Here is a 20781-nt window from a genome sequence, read left to right as displayed (position 1 = left end):
GCATAGGCCAGTCGGACGCGGAAGGAAACGTGCAGCGGCGCCTTATCGCTGTCTGAGGGGCTGGCTGGCCCTGAAATCTCCCCGTTCCCGCCGGACTGATGTCCGTAGGTCGGGCCAGGATGCGGGCATGTCCGTCTCTGACCTTCCGCCGCGCGACCCGCTTTCTCGCGGGTTGTCCCTCTATCTGGAGGCGTTGCGGATCGGCGCGGCCCTTGCCGTTTTTCTCACCCATCTCTCCGATTCGCGGCTGACGGGAGGGCGCTGGGAGTGGTTTCTTCGACTGGAGCTCGGCCGTGACGCGGTGGTGGTCTTCTTCGTCCTGTCCGGCCTCATCGTCGCACGGGCCGCAGGCCGGTCGGGGGTCACGGGGCGGGGCTTCGTCTTCGACCGTCTGACCCGGCTCTGGTCGGTGGCCCTTCCGGCGCTGGTGCTGGGATGGCTGCTGGATCGCTGGGGCGTTGCGGCCGCGCCCTGGCACTATGCCGAGATCGCCTATCAGGAGATCGGGCTCGCGCGCGCCTTGCTGCTCGGGGCGACGTTTTCGTCGGAGTGGCTGCCCTTCGGCGAACTGATGGGGTCAAACCTGCCCTATTGGTCGCTCAGCTATGAGGCGGCCTATTACGCGCTCTTCGCCTGCGCCGTGTTTCTTGAGGGACGCGTCCGCATCGTGGCGCTGGCGATCGGTCTCGTGGCGATGGGGCCGGGCGCGCTGGCGCTGCTGCCCGCCTGGGCGCTGGGCGTCTGGGTCTGGTCGCGGCTGGAGGCTGGGGACTTGCCGAAGGGCGTGCGCGCTTGGGCGATGGCGCTGGGGCCTGTCCTGCTGATCGCGCCGTCGCTCTGGCTGGGCCTCGGGCCGCGGATGGCTGAACGGGCCTTCCACCTGCTCGGTCCGGAGGGAATGCGCGTGATCCGCTTCGGCTTCATCGCGCCCTGGGCGCTGATTCTGGCGGGGCTGACGGCGCTGCACCTGTTGGGCGTTGCCGCGCTCCTGCGGGATCGCGCGGTGCGCGACCGGCCCTGGCTGCGCTGGGCGGCGGGCGGAACGTTCTCGCTTTATGTCGTGCATCAGCCGGTGCTTCACGCGCTGCGGGTGCGGTTCGACGGCATGGGCGAGACGCTGGCGCGCGACGCGGCCCTGGCGCTGGCGACGCTCACGATCTGTCTGGTCTTCGCGGCCCTTTTCGAGCGGACGCTGGGCACGCAGCGGCGGGCCTTGCGCGCGCTGGTGAGACGGTCGGCCACGCAGGGCGCCTGAACGCGAAACGGGCCGCCCCTTCGGACGGCCCGCCTGGAAAGCGAAGGGCGGGGTTTCACCCCGCCGCGCCCGGCTCAGTTCTGAGCGTAGTATTCGATGACGAGGTTCGGCTCCATCATGACCGGGTAGGGCACGTCGCCCAGACCCGGGGTGCGCACGAAGGTCGCGGTCAGCTTGGAGTGATCGGCTTCGAGGTAGTCCGGCACGTCGCGCTCGGCCATCTGGGTCGCTTCCAGGACGGAGGCGAGTTGCTTGGACTTGTCGCGCACCGCGATCACGTCGCCTTCCTTCACCCGGTAGGAGGGGATGTTGACGCGCTGGCCGTTCACCGTGACGTGACCGTGGTTCACAAACTGGCGGGCGGCGAAGACGGTCGGCACGAACTTGGCGCGGTAGACGACGGCGTCCAGGCGGCGCTCCAGCAGGCCGATGAGGTTCTCGCCGGTGTCACCCTTGACCCGCTGGGCCTCGGCGAAGATGCGCTTGAACTGCTTTTCGGTCAGATCGCCGTAATAGCCCTTCAGCTTCTGCTTGGCGCGCAGCTGGAGGCCGAAGTCGGACATCTTGCCTTTGCGGCGCTGGCCGTGCTGGCCGGGGCCGTATTCGCGGCGGTTGACCGGGGACTTCGAGCGGCCCCAGATGTTCTCGCCCATTCGGCGGTCGAGCTTGTACTTGGCAGAGGTGCGTTTGGTCACCGTCTGATCTCCTCTGAATGAGGGCGTTGTCCTTTGCGTCCCGGACGTCCCGGTCGGCCGACAGGCATCCCCTCGCGGGGGCCACCAACACCAATTGGAGCGCCGCGGATACGAGGCGTCCCGCCGGCTGTCAAGCGCAGATCAGCTCAGATAGGCGGGCGCGCCGTCATGGCGCAGCAGCGCCAGTTCCGCGCCGTTCAGGCAGCGGCGGGCATGGGCGCCATAGGCCGAGGGATCGGCATCGACGCCCGGTGCGATCTCCAGCAATTCCTGGCGCTCGGCGACGTTGAGGCGGCTCAGATCGGCATCGCCGGGATGGAAACTCTCGACCTCGACGCCATTGGCGCGGATCACCTGATGCCGGGCGAAGAGCATGTGGATGTAGGTGACATCCTGCGCGCTGTGATCGCGCAGGACACGGCCGTCATCCACCAGATCGCCGGCCCGTGCCAGCACCTCGGTCTCGCCCCAGAGCGCGCGGGCCTTCGGCCCGGTCAGCATCACCCGATGGTCCGGGCTGACGATCAGGTCGGGTTGGGGCCGCGCGCCGCCCAAGGCGCCCGCCCGCAGTCGGATCGGGCGCAGGTCCGGCCGGGCGGTCAGGCTGACCGCCGAGAGGCAGCGCAGGCCCATCCATTCGATCGGCTGGAGCCCATCGTCCCGCGTCAGGACGACGTCACCGGGATGGAGCGTCTCGACGGGACGGGGCCCCTTGGCGGTTTCGATCAGCGTGCCAGGGGTGAAGCAGACGGTCCCGGTCGCCTGCCGGCGGACGGGCGGCGCGGGCGCGCGCAGGATCATCAGGTCTCGCTCGGCAGGCGGCAGCCCGTCCTGGAAGAGCAGCAGCAGCGTGCCATCAGCGGCGCGGACGACTTCTCCGGTCCAGCGCTCCGTCCCGTCGCCGAGCACGAGCACGCCGTCATTTTCGGACGGTTCCACCCGGGGGCGGGGCGTCTCGCCCCGGGTGCGGGCCAGCCGCGCGGCGGCGAACGGGACACGAGAGCGCCAATGGGCATCAAGTTCTTGGTCGCCGGTCAGCAGTCGGGCTTGTGGCCCGTCCAGGCGTAACGGCGCTCCGCTCCAACGCAGGAATTGGCCGGCCGAAAACGGGTGACGGGTGGACGGCGTTTGGCCGTCCACCCGGACCTGATGAATAATGACGACCTGCGCCGCGGCGCACGTACCCCTCATTCCTACCCCGATCGTTCCGGTATTCTTATCATTGTAACCGGTCACTGCCCGACCGTTCCGATTGACTAGCAGAGCGGCGAATCACTGGTCAAATACTGATTCGCTCGACCGATTCGATTTTTTGAATGTGACTTAATTTTTCGGCGACCAGAGAAGCTCGCGCGTATCGAAACCGTTGAATTCCATGACCTGGAGAGCGGCGTCTCTCCTGTCCGATGGCAAGCTCGCCTCACGGTTGAGTATCCATCCGGCGCTCCCGTCTGGGGTGGCGACCACTGCGGTGCGATAACCGTAATCCGTCCACAGAACCCAGTAGGGCGCGGTGAAGGGCACGCCTTCCAGCGTGACCCGCAGACGGCCCGGGCCGACCGGGCGGGCGGAGCCTTCGATGGCTTGCGTCGCGCGGCCCTGGGCATCGAGGCAGAGGTTGCGGACGCTTAGCGCACCGTCCTCCGGCGGCCCGTATTCGGCGATGGCCCCGGCGCAGTCCTCCTGGAAGCGGACGGGGAAGCGGGCGATCTCATACCAGCGGCCGGCGAAGCGGGCGGGGTCGAAATCGGCCTTGGAGGCGATCGGAACCGAGGGGTCGCGATAGCTGGGCAGAAGCGGAGCGACGATCTCGGTCGGGATGCAGGCGGCCAGCGCCAGCGGGAGCAGCAGGGCTCTCATCGCGGCATCGGGATTTCGACCATCGGCTGCCCGGCCAGGATCGCGCGCGCGTCGGGCGCCATCAGCGCCGTCAACGCCGCATCCCGAGAGCGCAGGCCGCCGGTATAGGTGCCATAGGCCGGCAGGATCAGCCGCCGCGCGTCGCGCAGGAAGCAGGGCCGCGAGATCGCCCGCCCGCGCACCCGGATCGCTGCCTTGGGATGGTAGTGCCCGGAGATCTCCGGACGGTCGGCGTCGGTGGCGATGTGACACAGCGTGATGAGGCCGAGCGTCAGCGCCTCCGTCGCGTCGCCCGGAAGGTCCGGCGGGGCGGGATCGTGATTGCCGGTGATCCAGGTCCAGGCCCGCCCGGACATTAGCCGAAGGATCCAGTCGCGATGCCGCGGGGCGAGCCCCGTGGCGGCCGCGAGATCGTCGAAGCTGTCGCCCAGGCAGACGACATGGGCGGCGCCCGTCTCCAGAATGTCGCTCTGAAGCCGCGCCAGCGTGTCCTCGGTCTCGTAGGGCGGCAGTAGACTGCCACCGCGGCGGGCGCGGCGCTCCGCCTTGCCGAGGTGAAGGTCGCTGACCACCAGCACGTCCCGCGCGGGCCAGTGCAGCGCGCCCGAGGCGCGCGCCGTCAGAGGCTCTCCGGCGAAGGTGAAGGCGTGCGCGTTCCGCATGTGTTCGGGTGGATCACGCGGTGGCGTCGGGGGCAAGGGGGGCTTTGCCCCCCGTCGGCCTGAGGCCGACTCCCCCCAGGATGTTTTTCCAGGGAAGAAGGGAGGGTCGCTTTCAGTCGAGGCTGAGACCCGCTTCGGCCATGAGCTTGGCCGCTTCTTCTTCCAGCAATCGACCCTCTGCGCGGCCCTTGATGGGGATGATTCCGCGCTCCAGGAAGAGCGGCGCGGCGAGCGGGGTGACGCGGTCGAGGCGGACCTGGTCGACCCGGTCGCCCACCGTTTCCAGCAGCAATTCCAGCCGGCCGAAGTCGATATGCCCGCGCATCGCCTCTTCTTCGGTGATGCGCAGCATCAGGTGGTCGGGGTCGTAGCGGCGCAGCGTGTCGTAGAGGATGTCGCTGGAGAAGGCCGCTTGCCGTCCGGTGGAGCGCTTGCCCGGGAAGTTGCGGTCGATCAGGCCAGCGATGATCGCGGCGTTGCGGAAGGTCCGCTTCATCACCGCGTTGCCCTTGAGCCAGCCGTCCAGCGCTTCGGCGATGCCGACCCGGGTCAGCAGGGGGCGAATGTCGCCTGCAGGCTTCAGCCCCCAGATCAGCGTCGCATAATCGTTCGACACGAACCCCAGCGGGTCGAGGCCACGCTCTTCCATGCCTTTTGTGATCAGGAGCGCGAGGGTCTGGTGGGCGTTCACCCCGGCGAAGCCGTAGACGACGGTGTGGTGGCGTCCGTCGCGGGGGAACTGCTCCACCAGCAGGCGGCCGGGCTCGGGGAGGGTGGAGTAGCGCGCCTGAAGTTCCAGCCAGTGGCGGGTGTGGTCGGGCAGGGCGTCGAAGCGCGTCTCATGGAGCATCTGCTGGATGCGGTGGGCGAGCTGCACCGAGGTCGTCCATTTGTAGCCGACATAGGTGGCGATCCGCGGCTCCTTGTCGGGGCGGGGCGAGACCTCGACCGTCAACTCGCGCATCCCCTCGTAGCGGACGATCTGGCCGCCCATGAGGAAGGTGTCGCCCGGCGTGAGCGTCGCGGCGAAGCCCTCCTCAATCTCGCCCAGGGGCTGGCCGCCGCGGCCGCGGAAGCGGACCTTCAGCTTATCGGTATCGACGATCGTGCCGAGGTTCATGCGGATCTGACGCGCGCTGCGCGGGTCGCGCAGGCCCCAGACGCCGGGGGACCGCTCCTGAAGGCGCTGGTAGCGGTCATAGGCGCGCAGCGCATAGCCGCCGGTGGCCACGAAATCGAGACAATCGTCGAAGGCCGCGCGGGGGAGGGTGGAGTAGGGGCCGACCGACCGCACCTCGGCGAAGAGCGTGTCGGCGCTGAAATCGCCCGCGCAGGCGACGCAGGCGATGTGCTGGCAGAGCACGTCGCGGGGGCCGTCGAGGCGCAGGTCGCCGTCGAGTTCGCCCGCGCGGACGGCCTCCAGCGCGGCGGCGCATTCGATCACCTCGAAGCGGTTGGCGGGGACCAGCCGCGCTTTGGAGGGGGCGTTGTAGCGGTGATTCGCCCGGCCGATCCGCTGCACCAGGTTCTTGACCTTCTTGGGCGCGCCGACCTGGATCACGAGGTCCACATCGCCCCAATCGATCCCGAGATCGAGCGAGCCGGTGGCGACGATGGCCTTGAGCTCGCCCGCCACCATGGCTTGTTCGACGCGTAGGCGGGCCTCCTTGGAGAGCGCGCCGTGATGGATGCCGATCGGCAGCGCGTCCTCGTTGGCGAGCCAGAGGTGGTGGAAAAAGATCTCGGCCTGGGCGCGGGTGTTGTGGAAGATCAGCGTCGTGTTGTGGCGGCGGACCTGCTCCAGCACGGCGGGAATGGCGTAGCGGCCACCTGCGCCGGCCCAGGGCGGCGGGTCCTCGATCCGGAGGATATCGATATCCGGCGGCGGGCCCGGATCGGCATGGAGGATGGGGCAGGGGTCCGGGTGACGGGCGAGGTAATGGGCGATGACGGCGGGGTCGTCGACCGTGGCTGACAGCCCGACGCGGCGCAGGCCCGGGGCGAGCGTCTGCAGACGGCTGAGACAGAGCATCAGCTGGTCGCCGCGTTTGTTGTCGGCGAGCGCGTGGATCTCGTCGACGATGATCCGCTTCAGCCCGGCGAAGGTGCGGGCCGCATCCGGGTAGGAGATCATCAGCGCCAGCGATTCGGGCGTCGTCAGCAGGATGTGCGGCGGGTCCGCGCGTTGCCGCTTGCGCCGCGTCTGGGAGGTGTCGCCGGTCCGGTCCTCGACCCGGATCGGCAATCCCGCTTCCTTGATCGGCGTGGCGAGGTTGCGGCGGATGTCGTTGGCCAATGCCTTGAGCGGGGAGACGTAGAGGGTGTGCAGGCCCTCATGGCCATGCTCGGCGATCTCGGCCAGGGTCGGCAGGAAGCCCGCCAGCGTCTTGCCGCCCCCTGTGGGCGCGATGAGCAGGAGGGCGGGCAGGTCCTTGCGCGCCAGCATCTCCTGCTGATGGGGGTGCAGGGTCCAATGACGGCGGGCGAAGAAATCGGCGAGGGGCGCGGGCAGGTTCATGAGCCCTGAGGTAGAGCCTGGGAGCGGATGCAGAAAGGGCGCCCGGGAGGCGCCCTCTCGAAATCCAGGTGCGGCGCGGATCAGTTGGCGCGCGCGGCCTTCTCGGCGTCGATCAGAGCATTCTGAGCGTCGGACGCCGCGACGACGGCGTTATACTCGTCGATGGTGGTCTGGTCGGCCGCTGTGAAGGTCGGATTGCCATCGGTGTCGGTCCCGGCGGTGCCCAGGGTCGTGCCATCGGCGCCACCGAAGGTCAGGCCGCTGTCGGTCAGGTACTGCGAGCCATAGTCGACATTGGCGATGGCGGCCATGTCGGTCGAGCCGAGATCCGCAAGCGCGGCGGCGGAAAGCGTGTCGTCGCAGTAGACGATACCCGTACAGGCCGCGTCGCGCGCGTCGGCAATGCTGCCAACGAAGGCGGTGCGAATGATAGAGCCATCGGACATCTGGGTCTCAATGTCGCCGGACAGGTTCTCAAGGCCGGACGAAATCACCGCCATCACGGCGAGGCCCAGGCCGACCAGAGCGGCGGTGAGGACAACCCAGTCGACCGTGACGGCGCCGGATTCGTCTTTGAGGAAGTTTTTGATCAACATGGTTCTCGAACTCTCGTGTTGCGGGTCATGGGAAGGTCCCTGACCTCTTCGTGATCCCGAAAAGGGGCGGCTCTGTGGCCTGCCGCGGGCGAGATTCGTGAAATTTCTATCCCAGGTGCCTGTGGGGCGGTTTCCATGAGATGGGAAAGGTCAAGCCGTCGATGCGTCGCGCCTCGGGGCGACTGAAGGTGCTGGCGCGTCGATCTGAGAGCGGGCTCAGGCCCCAGGCTGACGGGCGAAGCGGGCGGCACGATAGGTCTCGGCGATCTGCGTTTCGGCCGCCAGTTGCAGCGAAAGCAGGGCGGATGGGTCGCGAGTTGCGGCAGCCTGCCTTCGGGATAGTCTCTCGATAAGCGCGTCCTGCGCCGCCAGAGCCGCGTCGAGTTCGTCCGGCGTCATCGCGGCTGCGGTGCTCTGGACCAGACGGGTCAGCGCGTCCGCGTCGCAGGCGGTTTCGGCGCAGAGCGCGTCGAAACTGGCCCGCAGGGACTCCGGCGCGGCGGGCGGAGCCGCCGCCGGGTCTGTCGCGCCGGAGAAAGGGTGGTCGGTCGCCGCAGTCTGAAACCAGAAAATGGCCGCGATGAGGGCCGCCGCGCAACCTGCCGCGGGCCATATCAGCCTTGTCGGGAGGCGCGGACGCCGCGCGCGGGCGGTGGAGGCGGGCACGATCCGGGGTCTTCCGCTCTTCGGAGGGGCCGCGCCTTGCCGGCGCGCCCTTGTGTCAGTGGGCGATGTCGCTTTCGGCGACAAAGAGGTTGGCCCAGGCGCGGTCCACCAGCTCGGGCGTCATGCGATAGGGCAGCCCCTCGAAGTCGCAGGCCGCGATCATCTGGTCGATCAGGAACTGGCCGTGGAAATTGGCGTAGACGTTGTCGATCTCGGGATACTTGTTCTTGAGCAGGTGGACGAGGGAGGCCTCGTCGAGCTCGAACTTCTTCTTTTTAGCCACCATCGCGAAGATCTGGAGGAATTGCGACTGGGACGGCCCGTCGATCAGCACCTTGAAGAAGATCCGGCGGAGCGCTGCCTGGTCGAAGATCTTGTTGGGGTGGAAGTTGGTGGAGAAGACGACGAGCGTGTCGAACGGCACCTCGAACTTCTCGCCCGATTGCAGGGCGAGGATGTCGTAGCCCATTTCCATCGGAACGATCCAGCGGTTGATGATCTTCTGCGGCGGTTCGACCTGACGGCCGAGGTCGTCGACGATGAAGACGCCACCGGAGGATTTGAGTTGGAGCGACGCCTGATAGGTCTTGGCCGTCACGTTGTATTTCAGGTCTAGCATGTCGAGCGTGAGCTCGCCGCCGGTCATCACCGTGGGCCGCTTGCAGAGCATGTAGCGCTCGTCGATGCGGCGGTTGACTTTGCGCAGGGCGTTGGGATCGTCCTCCTCGACGACGGGCGTGTGCACGATCGGGTCGAAGACGGTGATGATCTGGCCCGAATACTCGATGGCGTGTGGGATCCAGATCGTGTCTCCCAGGGCGGCGCGGATGCCTTCGGCGATGGACGACTTGCCGTTGCCCGGCGGGCCGTAGAGCAGCACCGACCGGCCGGACCCGACGGCGGGTCCAAGTTGATCCAGCAGGCCTTCGGGCAGGATCAGATGGCCCATCGAGTTGGACAGGAGCGCGCGGGTCAGCGCGACGTTCTTCACGGACTGAAGCTTGACCTGCTTGGAATACTCGGCCAGCGGCACGGGCATCGCCCCGTAATACTCGGATTGGGCCAGCGCATCGAGGGCACGGGCCTTGCCCTGGTCGGTCAGCTGAAAGCCCATCTCGCCCGAGGAGCCGGCATGGAGCGTGCCGGTCGCTTGCAGCAGGCCCGCCTCTCGGGCCTGGTCGATCAACTGCTGGGTGAGACCGGTCGTCAGGCGGATCGCGGCGGCCACCTCGCGCACGGTCTCGACCGATTTGCGGAACATCGTCTTGAGCAGCACGTCGCGCAGCGTCACACCGCTCAGCCCGGTCTCCTGCAGGCTGCGGGGCTGCTTGGGGGCCGGGACGCCGGTGTCGACGGCGGCGGGATCGACCTGCATGTTCATGGGAGCATCCTCCGGTTGAGATCAGGCGATGGCGCCGAGGAAGAAATAGGTGCTGACCGTCGGGGCCAGGGCCACGCCGAACGGGGTCTTGAGCTTGTGGGCCTTGCCGTGGGCCTGATCGTTCAGCCAGATCCAGTCCGGCGCCCCCGCCCGCAGGGCATTGGAGCGGCGCGCGCCGAAGAACAGAACCAGCAGAAGGATCGAGAAGGCGACGAACAGCATCGCCAGCGGCATCGCGTCGCCCACAGGCACGAAGGGCGCGACGGCGGCCATGTATTTCATGTCGCCCGCGCCGAAGCCCAGCGTGGCCGAGAGCAGGTAGCCCACGACCAGCACGATGCCGAAATGCGTCCAGCGCCAGCCATACTCCGCAAGCGGCATCAGAAAGAGGCCCGCCACCGCGAAGACCGCCAGCATCGCCAGCACCGCCAGGTTCTTGATCTTCATCTCGGTGACGTCGGTATAGATGACCCAGACCGTCACGGGCAGGGTCAGGATCCCGAAGACGAGGGCCTGAAGCGGGGTGATGGCGAGCTCGGCGAACATGGCGTCTCCTGGTCGGTCAGCCCAGCGCTTCGAGCGCGCGGGCGGCGGGCTCGAAATGGCGGGGATGGGTGTCGATGGCGTCCTGCAAAAGGGTGCGGCCGATATCGGTGTCCCCCTGCTTGACCGCCGCGAGCCCGGCCGTGTGCAGAAGTTGCGCGCGCTCCTCCTGGGTCATGGGCACGATGGGCAGGGCGTAGTTGCGGGTCTTGGCCCGAGCGAGAACGAGATTGTTCTTCGCGGTGAAGAGATCCTCGTTATAGGTGATCGCTTCGATGAACAGCCGTTCGGCCGCGCGGGTGTCGCCACGGGTCAGCTTGGAGAAGCCCCAGTTGTTGAGCACGCCCGCGGGCTTGGCCGTTAGATCGACCGCGGTCTCGTAAAAGCTGTCGGCGCGGTCCCATTGCTGGTTGGCATCGGCCACCATGGCCTCCAGCCGGTAGCGGTCGAAGGTCTCGTGGGTGGGGGGCACGCTGTCGAGCACGGCCTTCGCCTCGGCCCAGTCCGAGGTGCGGATCAGGGCGTCGGCCAGCATGACGTGGTCTTCATGGCTGGCCTCGGGGTGATCGATCACCTTGCGCCAGGCGATCACGGCCTCGGACGCGCGGCCGCCGCGCGCCAAGCTGCGGGCGAGGCCGCGCTTGGGCTCGATCAGGTCGGGCTCGACCGCGATGCGGCGGTTGAAATACTCGATGGCTTCCCGCGGCTCGGCCACGGTCAGCATGATTTCGCGGATGCTGTCGGCCTCGGCGGCCTCGGCGTCGGCGACGGCCCGGGCGACGTCGGCGTCGCTCATGCTGTTGCATCCGGACAAGACGAGAGTGCCCCCGCACAGGAGGGCCACGGCTAGGCGGTGGCGCATGTCATGCGTCCTTCTCTGCTCGATGCCTTCGCATTCTTATTACGGCCTGGGCGCGGACAGGGTGACCACCCCGTTCCCGCGCTCGGTCAGCTTGAAGGCGTTATCATTCTGCGCGTCAGGGTATGTCCTGGAGGCCAGTTTTGTCCCGGCAACTCGCAGATTGTCCCTAATTTCAGGAGTCGGCTGTAGCGCGAAGGCCGCACGCAAGACCCGATGCGCCTCGCCATACTCGCCCTGTTCCAAGAGGACGACGCCGAGATTGTTCAGGGCGCCGGCGTTGTCAGGGTCGTCCTCGAGCACGTCGCGCAACAGCTTTTCGGCCTGGCCGAGCCGGCCGAGTTCGATATTGGCGGATGCGAGCGAGAGCAAGACGCCCTGGGTCATGCCGCGCTGGGCGGCGGCGCGCAGATACGCATCCAGCGCCAGTTCCGCCTCTCCGGCGGCTAGCAGGCGGTCGCCCACGATCAGGGGGTCGACTCCAGTCTCGCCCAGGGCCACACCCGGCGCGACCAGCGGCAGGTCGGCGGCGCCGCGGCCCACGGAGGTATCCGTGGGGGTGCAGCCCACTGCCAGCGCCACCAGCGCGAGAGGGCCCAAGGCGCGCATCAGAACCCGACTCCACCGCCGCCGCCCAGCGTCTTGGCGATGCCATGGATCGAGGGGCCGATCAGGATGATCAGCAGCGGCGGCACACAGAACATCATCGTTCCGACGGTCAGCTTGGTGGGCAGGACGTTGGCCTTTTCCTCGGCGCGCATGACGCGCTTGTCGCGCATCTCGTCGGCATAGACCCGGAGCGCGTCGGCGATCGAGGTGCCGAAGCTGGCCGACTGGATCAGCACGGTGACAAAGGAGGTGATGTCGGACAGGTCGCACCGCTCGGCCATGCTGCGCAGCACGTCGCCCTTGTCCTTGCCGGCCTTCATCTCCTGCGCGACCAAGATGAACTCGCTGGAAAGCGCGGGGTAGGAAGGCTCGATCTCGGTCGCCATGCGGATGATCGATTGGTCCAGCGACTGCCCCGCCTCGACGCAGACCAGGAGCAGGTCCAGGGCGTCGGGGAAGCCGTCCTGGATCTCCTGCTTGCGCTTTTCGACCCGCTTCTGAAGCCAGTATTTCGGAGCCAGGTAGCCCAGCGCGCCGGGCAGAACCGTGTAGAGGAAGATGTTGAACGGGCTGTGGCCGCTGGTCAGCACGAAGGTATAGATCGCGCCCAGCGTCAGCAGGCCCAGGCCCAGCAGGAATTGCGATGCCGTCAGCGTGCGCACCGCGTCCTTGTGGCCATAGCCCGCGCGCGTCAGCATCAGGCGCGTCTTGGACATCTCCTCTTCGTCCTCGGGGTCGAGATACTTGGCGTATTTGGCCAGATGCTCGTTGCGCTGCCCGTGGCGGTTGAGGGTCTCCTCGCCCAGAAGCTCCATGGTGGAGGCCTTGCGCTCCTGCGCGATCCGGTCGAGGGGCTCGACCTTCTTGACCATGACCATGGGAAGGGCCAGCAAGATCAACAGGATCCCGGCGATCCCCGCGATGTAGATCATCCCGTCGGGGCCCAGGAGGCCGGCGACCACAGAGTCGAAGATCTGCATGTAGTCCATTGGGCTCGCTCCTCAGACCTTGATGTTGACCATGGCGCGCATGAAGAAGATGTTCACGATCAGGAACACGCAGACAACTGCGGCGGCGGGAATGAAGTAGGCCGTGTCTTTTACGTCAGTGTAGTAGTCGGGCTTCATGACGTTGATGCCGACCAGGGCCAGGATCGGGAAGGCCGACAGGAACATGCCCGACCAGCGCGCCTCGGCCGTGATCGCCTTGACCTTGCGGAAGAGTTTGAAGCGGGCGCGGACGACGCGGCTCAGCCCTTCGAGGATCTCGGCCAGGTTTCCGCCGGACTTCTGCTGGATGGCGACGGCCACCGCGAGGAAGCGAAGATCCTGCAATTCGGTCCGCTCCGCCAGGGCGCGCAGCGCCTCGGGGATGTCGCGGCCATAGGCGGCCTCGTCGGCGATAAAGCCCATCTCGGAGCCCATCGGATCCGCGACCTCCTTGGCGACGATGCCGATCGCCGAGGAGAGGGGGTGACCGACCCGGAGCGACCGCACGATCAGTTCGATCGCGTCGGGCAGCTGCTCTTCCAGCATGTCGAGGCGCTTCTTGGCCTGTTTGTTGACCCAGAAGTAGACGCCGCCCACGCCGAAGGCGACCGAGACCAACAGACGGATCGGGAACGCGGAATCGGTGAGGAGGGTAAGCAGGCCGAAAGCCACGAAACAGATCAGAACCATCACACCGATCAGCATGCCGGGCGTGAAGGCCAGGTTCGCCTTCTGCGCCTTCTCGGCCAGGAGGGAATAGAGCGGGATGTTCTTCGCGCTCTCGTGCTGGCTCATCTCCTTGCGGAGCTGCGCCATCACCTCGTCGCGGGTCGCGCCCTTTTCCATCAGCTCGAGGCGGCGATTGACGCGGTTGTTCAGCTTGATCGACTTGCCGAACACCAGCATGTAGATCGCGCCGATAATCAGATAGATGCTTCCGAAGATCGCCAGGTAGATCAGCGGCTCAATAGACAGTTCCATGACTCAGCGGCCTCCGGCGGGTTCGTAGATTGAGCTGGGCAGGTCGTAGCCCCAGGCCTTGAAGCGGTCGGCATAGTGGCTGCGGATGCCGGTGGCGGTGAAGCGGCCGATGATGGTGCCGTCGGGCTCGAGGCCCAGCCGCTCGTAGCGGAAGATCTCCTGCATGGTGATCACCTCGCCCTCCATCCCCGTCACCTCGGAGATCGAGACCATCCGGCGGGAGCCGTCCTGCAGGCGTGACGCCTGCACGATCAGGTTCACGGCGCTGGCGATCTGTGCGCGCACGGCCTTGATCGGCATCTCGATCCCCGCCATCGCGATCATGTTCTCAAGGCGCGAGACCGCGTCGCGGGCGGAGTTGGCGTGGATCGTCGTCATCGACCCGTCATGGCCCGTGTTCATGGCCTGCAGCATGTCGATGACCTCCTCGCCGCGCGTCTCGCCGACGATGATGCGGTCGGGGCGCATTCGCAGTGCGTTCCTCAGACAGTCGCGCTGGGTGACGGCGCCCTTGCCCTCCACGTTGGGCGGGCGGCTCTCCATCCGGCCGACATGGTCCTGTTGCAGCTGAAGTTCCGCCGTGTCCTCGATGGTCAGCACACGTTCGCTGTGGCCGATGAAGGAGGAAAGCGCGTTGAGCGTGGTCGTCTTACCGGAGCCGGTTCCGCCCGAGACGATGATGTTGAGACGGCAGGCGCCAGCGGCCTGGAGATAGGTCGCCATTTCTTCGGTAAAGGCGCCGAAGCGGACGAGGTCGTCGACGCCCAGCTTTTCCTTCTTGAACTTCCGGATCGAGACCAGCGACCCGTCGACCGCGACCGGCGGGACCATCGCGTTGAAGCGGGAGCCGTCTTTGAGGCGGGCGTCCACGTAAGGGTTGGATTCATCGACGCGTCGGCCAACGGCCGAGACGATCTTGTCGATGATGCGCAGCAGATGCCGTTCGTCCTTGAAGCGGATGTCGGACTTCTGCAGCTTTCCGTTGCGTTCGATGTAGATGTTGTGCGGGCCGTTCACGAGGATGTCGTTGACGCTGTCATCCTTCAGGAGCGGCTCCAGCGGCCCGAGGCCCGTGACCTCGTCGAACAGTTCCTCGTTGAGGGTCTGACGGTCTTCGCGGCCCAGCACCACGCCCATTTCCGCCAGTTCCTCGGTCGTGATCGACACGATCTCGGAGCGCAGCGCATTCGGATCGGCCTTTTCGACCGCGGCGAGGTTCAGGTTGTCGAGCAACCTGTGATGCATCTCGGTCTTGAGTTCCTCGATCCGCTCGCGTCGCTTGATGTCCTTGTCGGCCGGGACGGGGATCGCGGCTGGGGTGGGCTTTCGCGTGGATGCGGTCTGTTTCGCAGCGGGCGCCGTGGCGGCCGCTTCGGGGGTAGGGGCGTCGGGGATGGCGCCGATGGGCTTGGCGCCTTGGATCTGGGGCTTCTTGTAACGCGAGAACATCGTCAAACTCCTGAGGTCAGCCGAATGACAGGCCGAAGATCGACTTTTTCTTCTTCACTTCGCGGCCGCCCTCGATCGCCTGGCGGGCGGCGTGCAGCTCCTTGGCGAGCTTCGCTATCTCTTTGGTCAGCGCATTGGAGGCGGCCAGTTCGCGCAGCGGCTCGGCCTGGTCGTTGACCTCGGTGACCTGCTTGCCGCCATCGGGCAGGATCGCGTTGAACTTGACGTCCAGACTGGAGGCGAACTTGTCGATGCGCGCCCGCCCGCCCATGTCCAGCTTGCCCGGGCCGCGGTTGAGCAGGTAGCCAAGCCGGTCCATCGCGATCCCCTCGGATTGCAGCAGCCGCTGGAAGCGAAGCGTGTTCTGCGCCGACCGCATCTCCAGCTCGCAGACGAGGAAGAACAGGTCCGCGCTGGTCAGCACCTCTTCGGTCCAGGGGGTCAGCGCGTTGGGCATGTCGACGATGACGACGTCGAAGGCCTGTCGCGCGAATCTGAGAAGGGTGGCGATTTCCTCCGGGCCGACCACGTCGAGGGGGAGCACCTCCTGCGGGGCCGTGAAGACGTGCAGCTTGTCCTTGAAGGGCAGCAGCGCCTGCTTGAAGCCTTGCTCGTCCATCGAGCCTACATCTGTCAGCACGTCGTAGATCGTGGCCTTGCGCGGCAGGTCGAGATAGGTCGCGACCGAGCCGAATTGCAGCCCAAGGTCGATGAGGCAGACCTTCGGCGCCTCGTGCTTGGAGATGTTGGCCCATTCCCAGGCTAGGTTCACGGCGATTGTCGTGGCCCCGTTGCCGCCCGAGGTCGATTGCAGCGCGAAAAGCGCGCCCTCGCCGGGCGTGCTGACAAAGCCGCCGCCGCCGGTCGTGGCCGCGGGCACCGCGGTCAGCGTGGCGGCGCCGGTGCCGACATGGGCGCCGGGCGAGGGGAGCGCCTTCGATTCGACCATGTCCGCGCCCGCGCGCTTGAGCACGTCGCCCACATCGCCGCGGCCGGGCGCGCGGATCCGCGCGATGGCCTCGGCCAGGGCCTGCTCGGGCAAGGGGTAGGGTGCGAAGTCGTCCGCGCCGGAGCGCAGAAGCTCGTGCATCGAGACGGGGCTGATTCCCTCGGCGACGAGGATCACCGCGAGGCCGGCGCGCTTGGCGTCCCGGATGACGTCCATCACCTGGCTGAGCCGTTCCTCGTCGACCTCGTTCGCGGCGATGACCACGAATTCCAGTTCCCGGGCCTCGTCCTGGCGCAGGAAGTCCTGTGCCTCGACAAAGCTCAGATCCCCCCAGCCTTCGCCGAGTTCTGCTTCCATATCCTCGATCAACAGATCGAAATCCTGCACGTCCCTCGAAATCGTGATCGCGCGCAGCGGTTCGGGTTCTGGCAGGTGGGCTAGGTTGCTTGCCATGTTTTCACCGTTTCCTTCCATCCGCCCCGCAGAATCAGGGAGGCGCTTTCCGGGTCATCACGCCAACATGGCGGATGCCTTCCGTTAATCTTCGGATGACGCCGAATTCCGGCGATATTTGGACGCAAGAGGTGAAATTACCGGAAAGACAGAGGGTAAAATCCGTCTGATCCCGTGATGGTTTCGCGGCCGCCCCAAAATGAAGCGCCCCGCAGGCCTGGGCCTGCGGGGCGCGTTCACGTTTGAGTAAGGGGCGGTCTCAGCTCGCGGTGTCGCCAGCGGAGGCCACGTAGCTCCGATAGACGATCTGGGCGTATTTGCCGTCGAGGACGAGATCGTTGCCTTTCACGAAACCGGCGACCTCGGTCACGGTCCTGCGGTTGGCGCGCTCGCGTCCTTGCGTCGAAACCAGCAGGCGCGTTTCGCCGAAGCTGACCAGCGCATCGAGCCGCGAGCGCGAGACGCCGCGCTGGCTGAGGTATTGCACCGCCGCTTCCGCGCGCCGCCGGCCCAGCCCTTGGTTATAGGCGTTCGAGCCGACCGCGTCCGTGTGCCCGTAGACCGAGAAACGAACCTCGGGGAACTGGCGCATGAAGTCGGCCTGCTGGTCGAGGATACGACGCGCCTCGGGGCCGAGCTGTGCGGAGTTGAACTCGAAGTTGATCGTCGTCGGCACCGAGTCGGCGAAGCGGCTGCCGAGCACGTTGACGGCGTCGCCCGAGGACATGGCGACCATGTTGCGCATGGTCGCGCTGCCGAAGCCCCCCTCATCGACCGAGGCGCCGGCCACGTCGTTGAAGCGCGTTCCCGTGCAGGCGCCCAAGGCCGAGAGCCCCAGCCCGGTCAGCACGAAGCGGCGGGATTTGTTATGCATCTTCATCTCAATCACTCCAGGACGTAGCCGTAGCTGCCCGAGAAGTCCTGCGCCGCCGCGTCGCCGCGGGTCGAGGCGCGGGCGCCGTCGGACGGGGTGCCGGCAACCCGGCCGTAGAGGAACAGCTCGTTCTCGGTGGGCGGGCGGATCCGGTCGGTGGGCAGGGCCAGGGCCTCGCCGCGGGTGGGCGTCACCAGATGGGCGGTCACGATGATGACCAGTTCGGTCTGCTGCCGGCGATAGCTGGCGGAGCGGAACAGCGCGCCCAGAACCGGCAGCTCACCCAGGAAGGGCACCTGGTCGATGTTGTCCTGGAAGTCGTCCTGCAAGATGCCCGCGATGGCGAAGGACTGCCCGTCGCGCAGCTCGACCGTGGTCTGGGCGCGGCGCGAGGAAGTGCCCGGCACCAGGCCGCCAGAGATCGAGACGGCATTGTCGAAGTCGACCGACGACACCTCGGAGGCGAGCTGAAGGTTGATGATGTCGTCGTCCACGACGGTGGGCGTGAAGGTCAGGTTGACGCCGAACGGCTTGAAATCGACGCCGACATTGCCCTCCTGGTCGATCGAGGGGATCGGGAATTCCCCGCCCGCCAGGAAGTTGGCCGACTGGCCCGAGAGGGCGGTCAGATTCGGCTCCGACAGGGTCCGGACGACGCCTTTCTCTTCCAACGCCTGCAAGAGCACGTTGAAGTTCAGGGAGTTGCTGCCGAAATTCAGCTGCAGCGAGCCCGTGGAGCCCGCGATCTGGCCGGTGTTGCCGGTGAAGTTGTCGCCGTCATCGCCGCCGGTGATCCCCAGCTGCGCGCCGATCTGCTTGGAGAGGTTACGCGACATCTCCGCGAAGCGAACCTTGAGCTGCACCTGCTGGATGCCGCCCACGTTCATCAGGTTGAGCACGGCCTCGGGGGCATAGCGGTTCGCGATCTCCAGGGCCTGGTCCAGCTTCTGGCTCGACGACACCGTGCCCGACAGCACGAGGCCGTCATTGGCGGTGCGGACTTCGATCCGCTCGTCGGGGAGCAGTTCCTGCAAGCGCTCCTTGAACTCGGCCACGTCGGGCGTGACCTGCACGTCGACATTGGTGATCAGCCGGCCATCGGGGCCCAGCAGGGTCAGCGTCGTGCGTCCGGGGGCCTTGCCCAGCACGTAGACGGTGCGCTCCGACAGGGTCGCGATATCGGCAATGAGCGGGTTGGCGACGGAGAGCTCCGCAAAGGGGACCTCCGATTCCAACACGATCGCGCGGTTGATCGAAACCTTCAGGGAGGATTGCGCGCGGCCTTCCGCTATCCTGAGGGTGTCGGCCAGGGCTGCGGTCGCGATCGGCGCGCCCGCAAGCATTGCGCCGAGCATGACTGCCCGGATGGTGGTTCTGACTATCATGTGTCCTGCCTCTCTAGGATCACTGCTTTCGGGTGCGGCTCTTGGCGTCCGCATCGCTCGCCAGCATGCCGTCTGTGCCTTTCATTGCAACGATTAAGGTATTTTTGACTGTGTTGGGGTGCGTCCCGGTCACAGCTGGACGCATTCCGGTCACAATCTGCCGGGGTTCGGCTTCTGGATATGGCGCCGCCAGTCCCTGCGCGCATAGCAAAGACGCAAGGGCGCCCCGGCCGGATCGGCGGGGCGCCCTTCGATTTCGGATCTGGTGGGTGGGGGCGTTGCGGGCTCAGCCCTCGTCGGGGCAGGGGATCGGGACCAGGACCACCTCGGCGCCGCGGCGCTGGCGGGTGGTGCAGACCTTGTTGGCGACTTGCTCTCCGGCGCCCAGCACCTCGCGCAGGGTGGCCTCGGCGGGCTGCGACTCGCTCTCGTCCTGGACGCCGACGAGGGTCAGGGTCAGGCGGCCGGTCGCCTGGGCCTGGACCAGCTTGGCGACGACCGGAGGCAGGGCCTCGATGGTGACGTTGCGGGCGATGGTGGGGTCGTTGCGCTGCTCGTCCGTCTGCTGGTCGATGGCGATCAGTTGGACATTGGCCTCGATCAGCTTGGTGACGCCACCGTCGCTGCCGCCGCCGCCGCCGCCGGTCCAGTAGATATCGACGCGGTCGCCCGGTCGCAGAAAGCCCGACACGCCCGAGTTGACGTCCACGCTGAGCGTGAAGGCCCGCATGCCTGGCGTCAGCGTTGCGGCCAGCCCCGCCTCCTGGCCCGGCTCGGTCACCTTGGAGGCCAGGAGCGGCTCGTTCCGCTCGATCCGACGGAGCACGGTGCGCGGGCCTCCATCGGCCGGGAAGATCTCCTCCATCGATGCGAAAGTGCCGGTTGGCATGTGGCTCGCGGGCCACTCGACTTCGACGACATGCATCGGTCGCAGCTCGTCACCGTATTTGAGCGGCTGGCGCACGACGAAGACGGACTTCGTCTCGATGATCGATTCCTTCGTTGCGGCGAGCGCGCTTTGGTATTGCTGGAACCGTGACTGAGCGGTGTGAACCGCGAAGCCGGCCAGCGCGAGGCCGACAAGCAGGGCGAGGCCGAAAATCAATCGCATCGTGACATATCCCTAGTTCTGCTCGGGCCGCGGTGGCGCGGCGCCATCGTTTCGCGTTTGGCGGCTGAATGCGGCGGTTTCGTGGACCCGTAGGGGAGAGACCATGAAGCCCGCGCAGCCGGGGCCCTGACACAAGGCGATGCGTTCTAGGGGAGAATCGGTGACGATCCCGTTAACGCGAAGGGGCGCCCCGCGATTCGCGAGGCGCCCCGTCATTGCCGCCCCGGGCTCATGCCCGGACGGATCAACTTCGCCGTATCAGCGGAAGCCGTTGGTGACGATGTCGGACTGGAGGACGTTGTTGATGTCGCCCGACAGGTTCTCCAGGCCGCTGGAGATGACGGCCATGACGGCCAGGCCCAGGCCCACCAGGGCGGCGGTCAGCACGACCCAGTCGACCGTCACGGCACCGGATTCGTCGTTCGCGAAGGTCTTGATAGCTTTCAGCATAGGTTCGGTCCTTAGATTGGAACTCGGTTTCACATCGTCGGGCTGCTGACCCTTTCGATGACCCCGTTGTTAAGGTTAATCGCGGCGGGAATGCGACGCGGACGCGGACTTTCAAGGGAACTGTTCACGTTCTTTGCGACAATCTGTGCGGCGACCTGTGCCGCGACCGAAAAGGTGAGTCCTGCACGGGAGATGTGGCACAGCGGGGCAACGGGCGTATTCGCAACGAAAAGGGCCGTGCCTGCCAGCACGGCCCTTCGTCCCTCGATCCAAAGGATCATAGGAGTTCGAGTGACGCCTTCCCTCTTTTTTGCCACGTCCGCCTGCCAACGGACATGTGGGGACTGCTCGATCGTCACCGTTCCTTGCCCGAGTGTCTCGGTGCGTGTTGTTGATCGCTGCGGCGGACCGTCTGCCAGGGCCGCGCTGCCCGATGACATCTTCCTGACGGTCGAATGAGGCAAAATCTTGTCCAATTTGGCGCGAATTGGGGACA

21 protein-coding genes are annotated in these 20781 nt (G+C 66.6%); 1 reads left to right on the top strand and 20 read right to left on the bottom strand.

Features of this window, described 5'->3' with window-relative positions:
- Positions 1–127 precede the first annotated feature (127 nt).
- On the top strand, positions 128–1255 hold the full coding sequence (locus DTQ71_RS17720; protein ID WP_109565638.1) for an acyltransferase family protein: 1128 nt from the start codon (positions 128–130) through the stop codon (positions 1253–1255).
- A gap of 74 nt (positions 1256–1329) precedes the next feature.
- On the opposite strand, the gene rpsD is transcribed toward DTQ71_RS17720, so the two are convergent.
- The 20 genes from rpsD to DTQ71_RS23225 all read right to left on the bottom strand — a co-directional run bounded on the left by rpsD (position 1330) and on the right by DTQ71_RS23225 (position 20761).
- Positions 1330–1950, bottom strand: coding sequence for a 30S ribosomal protein S4 (rpsD, locus tag DTQ71_RS17715; protein WP_109565637.1), 621 nt, complete (start codon positions 1948–1950; stop codon positions 1330–1332).
- A gap of 141 nt (positions 1951–2091) precedes the next feature.
- Positions 2092–2889: a Hint domain-containing protein gene (locus tag DTQ71_RS17710; protein ID WP_109565636.1), complete on the bottom strand. Its 798-nt coding sequence runs from the start codon at positions 2887–2889 to the stop codon at positions 2092–2094.
- Between the two features lie 384 nt (positions 2890–3273).
- Positions 3274–3810: a lipocalin family protein gene (locus DTQ71_RS17705; protein ID WP_109565635.1), complete on the bottom strand. Its 537-nt coding sequence runs from the start codon at positions 3808–3810 to the stop codon at positions 3274–3276.
- Positions 3807–4472 carry a ligase-associated DNA damage response endonuclease PdeM gene (gene pdeM / locus DTQ71_RS17700; RefSeq protein ID WP_109565634.1) on the bottom strand — a complete coding sequence of 222 codons (666 nt, stop codon included), beginning with the start codon at positions 4470–4472 and terminating at the stop codon, positions 3807–3809. Before pdeM ends, DTQ71_RS17705 begins: the two co-directional genes overlap by 4 nt.
- Positions 4473–4584: 112 nt before the next feature.
- The gene (locus DTQ71_RS17695) at positions 4585–6990 is read right to left on the bottom strand and encodes a ligase-associated DNA damage response DEXH box helicase (protein ID WP_109565633.1); all 2406 of its coding nucleotides are present in this window, start codon (positions 6988–6990) and stop codon (positions 4585–4587) included.
- 80 nt (positions 6991–7070) lie between these two features.
- On the bottom strand, positions 7071–7586 hold the full coding sequence (locus DTQ71_RS17690; RefSeq protein WP_109565632.1) for a Flp family type IVb pilin: 516 nt from the start codon (positions 7584–7586) through the stop codon (positions 7071–7073).
- Positions 7587–7802: 216 nt separating this feature from the next.
- Positions 7803–8252, bottom strand: coding sequence for a hypothetical protein (locus DTQ71_RS17685; RefSeq protein ID WP_109565631.1), 450 nt, complete (start codon positions 8250–8252; stop codon positions 7803–7805).
- 55 nt (positions 8253–8307) lie between these two features.
- Complete coding sequence (locus DTQ71_RS17680) at positions 8308–9633, bottom strand: ATPase (RefSeq protein WP_172500069.1); 1326 nt, start codon at positions 9631–9633, stop codon at positions 8308–8310.
- A 21-nt stretch (positions 9634–9654) separates the two neighbouring features.
- Positions 9655–10179: a prepilin peptidase gene (locus DTQ71_RS17675; RefSeq protein ID WP_109565630.1), complete on the bottom strand. Its 525-nt coding sequence runs from the start codon at positions 10177–10179 to the stop codon at positions 9655–9657.
- Between the two features lie 16 nt (positions 10180–10195).
- Positions 10196–11038, bottom strand: a complete 843-nt coding sequence (locus DTQ71_RS17670) for a tetratricopeptide repeat protein (protein WP_109565629.1) — start codon at positions 11036–11038, stop codon at positions 10196–10198.
- 39 nt (positions 11039–11077) lie between these two features.
- The gene (locus DTQ71_RS17665; RefSeq protein WP_109565628.1) at positions 11078–11644 is read right to left on the bottom strand and encodes a tetratricopeptide repeat protein; all 567 of its coding nucleotides are present in this window, start codon (positions 11642–11644) and stop codon (positions 11078–11080) included.
- Positions 11644–12633 (bottom strand): type II secretion system F family protein, encoded by a 990-nt coding sequence (locus DTQ71_RS17660; protein WP_109565627.1) that lies wholly within the window; start codon positions 12631–12633, stop codon positions 11644–11646. The genes DTQ71_RS17665 and DTQ71_RS17660 overlap by 1 nt, the downstream gene beginning before the upstream one ends.
- Positions 12634–12645: 12 nt before the next feature.
- Positions 12646–13614, bottom strand: coding sequence for a type II secretion system F family protein (locus DTQ71_RS17655; protein WP_109565626.1), 969 nt, complete (start codon positions 13612–13614; stop codon positions 12646–12648).
- Positions 13615–13617: 3 nt separating this feature from the next.
- A complete protein-coding gene (locus DTQ71_RS17650) occupies positions 13618–15063 on the bottom strand; it encodes a TadA family conjugal transfer-associated ATPase (protein ID WP_109565625.1) in 1446 nt (481 codons plus the stop codon).
- Positions 15064–15079: 16 nt separating this feature from the next.
- Positions 15080–16465, bottom strand: coding sequence for a CpaE/TadZ family protein (locus DTQ71_RS17645; protein ID WP_109565712.1), 1386 nt, complete (start codon positions 16463–16465; stop codon positions 15080–15082).
- A gap of 259 nt (positions 16466–16724) precedes the next feature.
- The gene (locus DTQ71_RS17640; RefSeq protein WP_109565624.1) at positions 16725–17345 is read right to left on the bottom strand and encodes an OmpA family protein; all 621 of its coding nucleotides are present in this window, start codon (positions 17343–17345) and stop codon (positions 16725–16727) included.
- 5 nt (positions 17346–17350) lie between these two features.
- Complete coding sequence (locus DTQ71_RS17635; RefSeq protein WP_109565623.1) at positions 17351–18724, bottom strand: type II and III secretion system protein family protein; 1374 nt, start codon at positions 18722–18724, stop codon at positions 17351–17353.
- A gap of 286 nt (positions 18725–19010) precedes the next feature.
- The gene (gene cpaB / locus DTQ71_RS17630; RefSeq protein WP_109565622.1) at positions 19011–19835 is read right to left on the bottom strand and encodes a Flp pilus assembly protein CpaB; all 825 of its coding nucleotides are present in this window, start codon (positions 19833–19835) and stop codon (positions 19011–19013) included.
- Positions 19836–20093: 258 nt separating this feature from the next.
- The gene (locus DTQ71_RS17625) at positions 20094–20285 is read right to left on the bottom strand and encodes a Flp family type IVb pilin (RefSeq protein WP_109565621.1); all 192 of its coding nucleotides are present in this window, start codon (positions 20283–20285) and stop codon (positions 20094–20096) included.
- 29 nt (positions 20286–20314) lie between these two features.
- On the bottom strand, positions 20315–20761 hold the full coding sequence (locus DTQ71_RS23225; protein WP_146204889.1) for a hypothetical protein: 447 nt from the start codon (positions 20759–20761) through the stop codon (positions 20315–20317).
- Positions 20762–20781: the final 20 nt, after the last annotated feature.

This window comes from Jannaschia seohaensis (assembly GCF_900116765.1).
Taxonomy (GTDB): domain Bacteria; phylum Pseudomonadota; class Alphaproteobacteria; order Rhodobacterales; family Rhodobacteraceae; genus Jannaschia; species Jannaschia seohaensis.
This window is presented reverse-complemented; position numbering and strand designations above follow the sequence as displayed.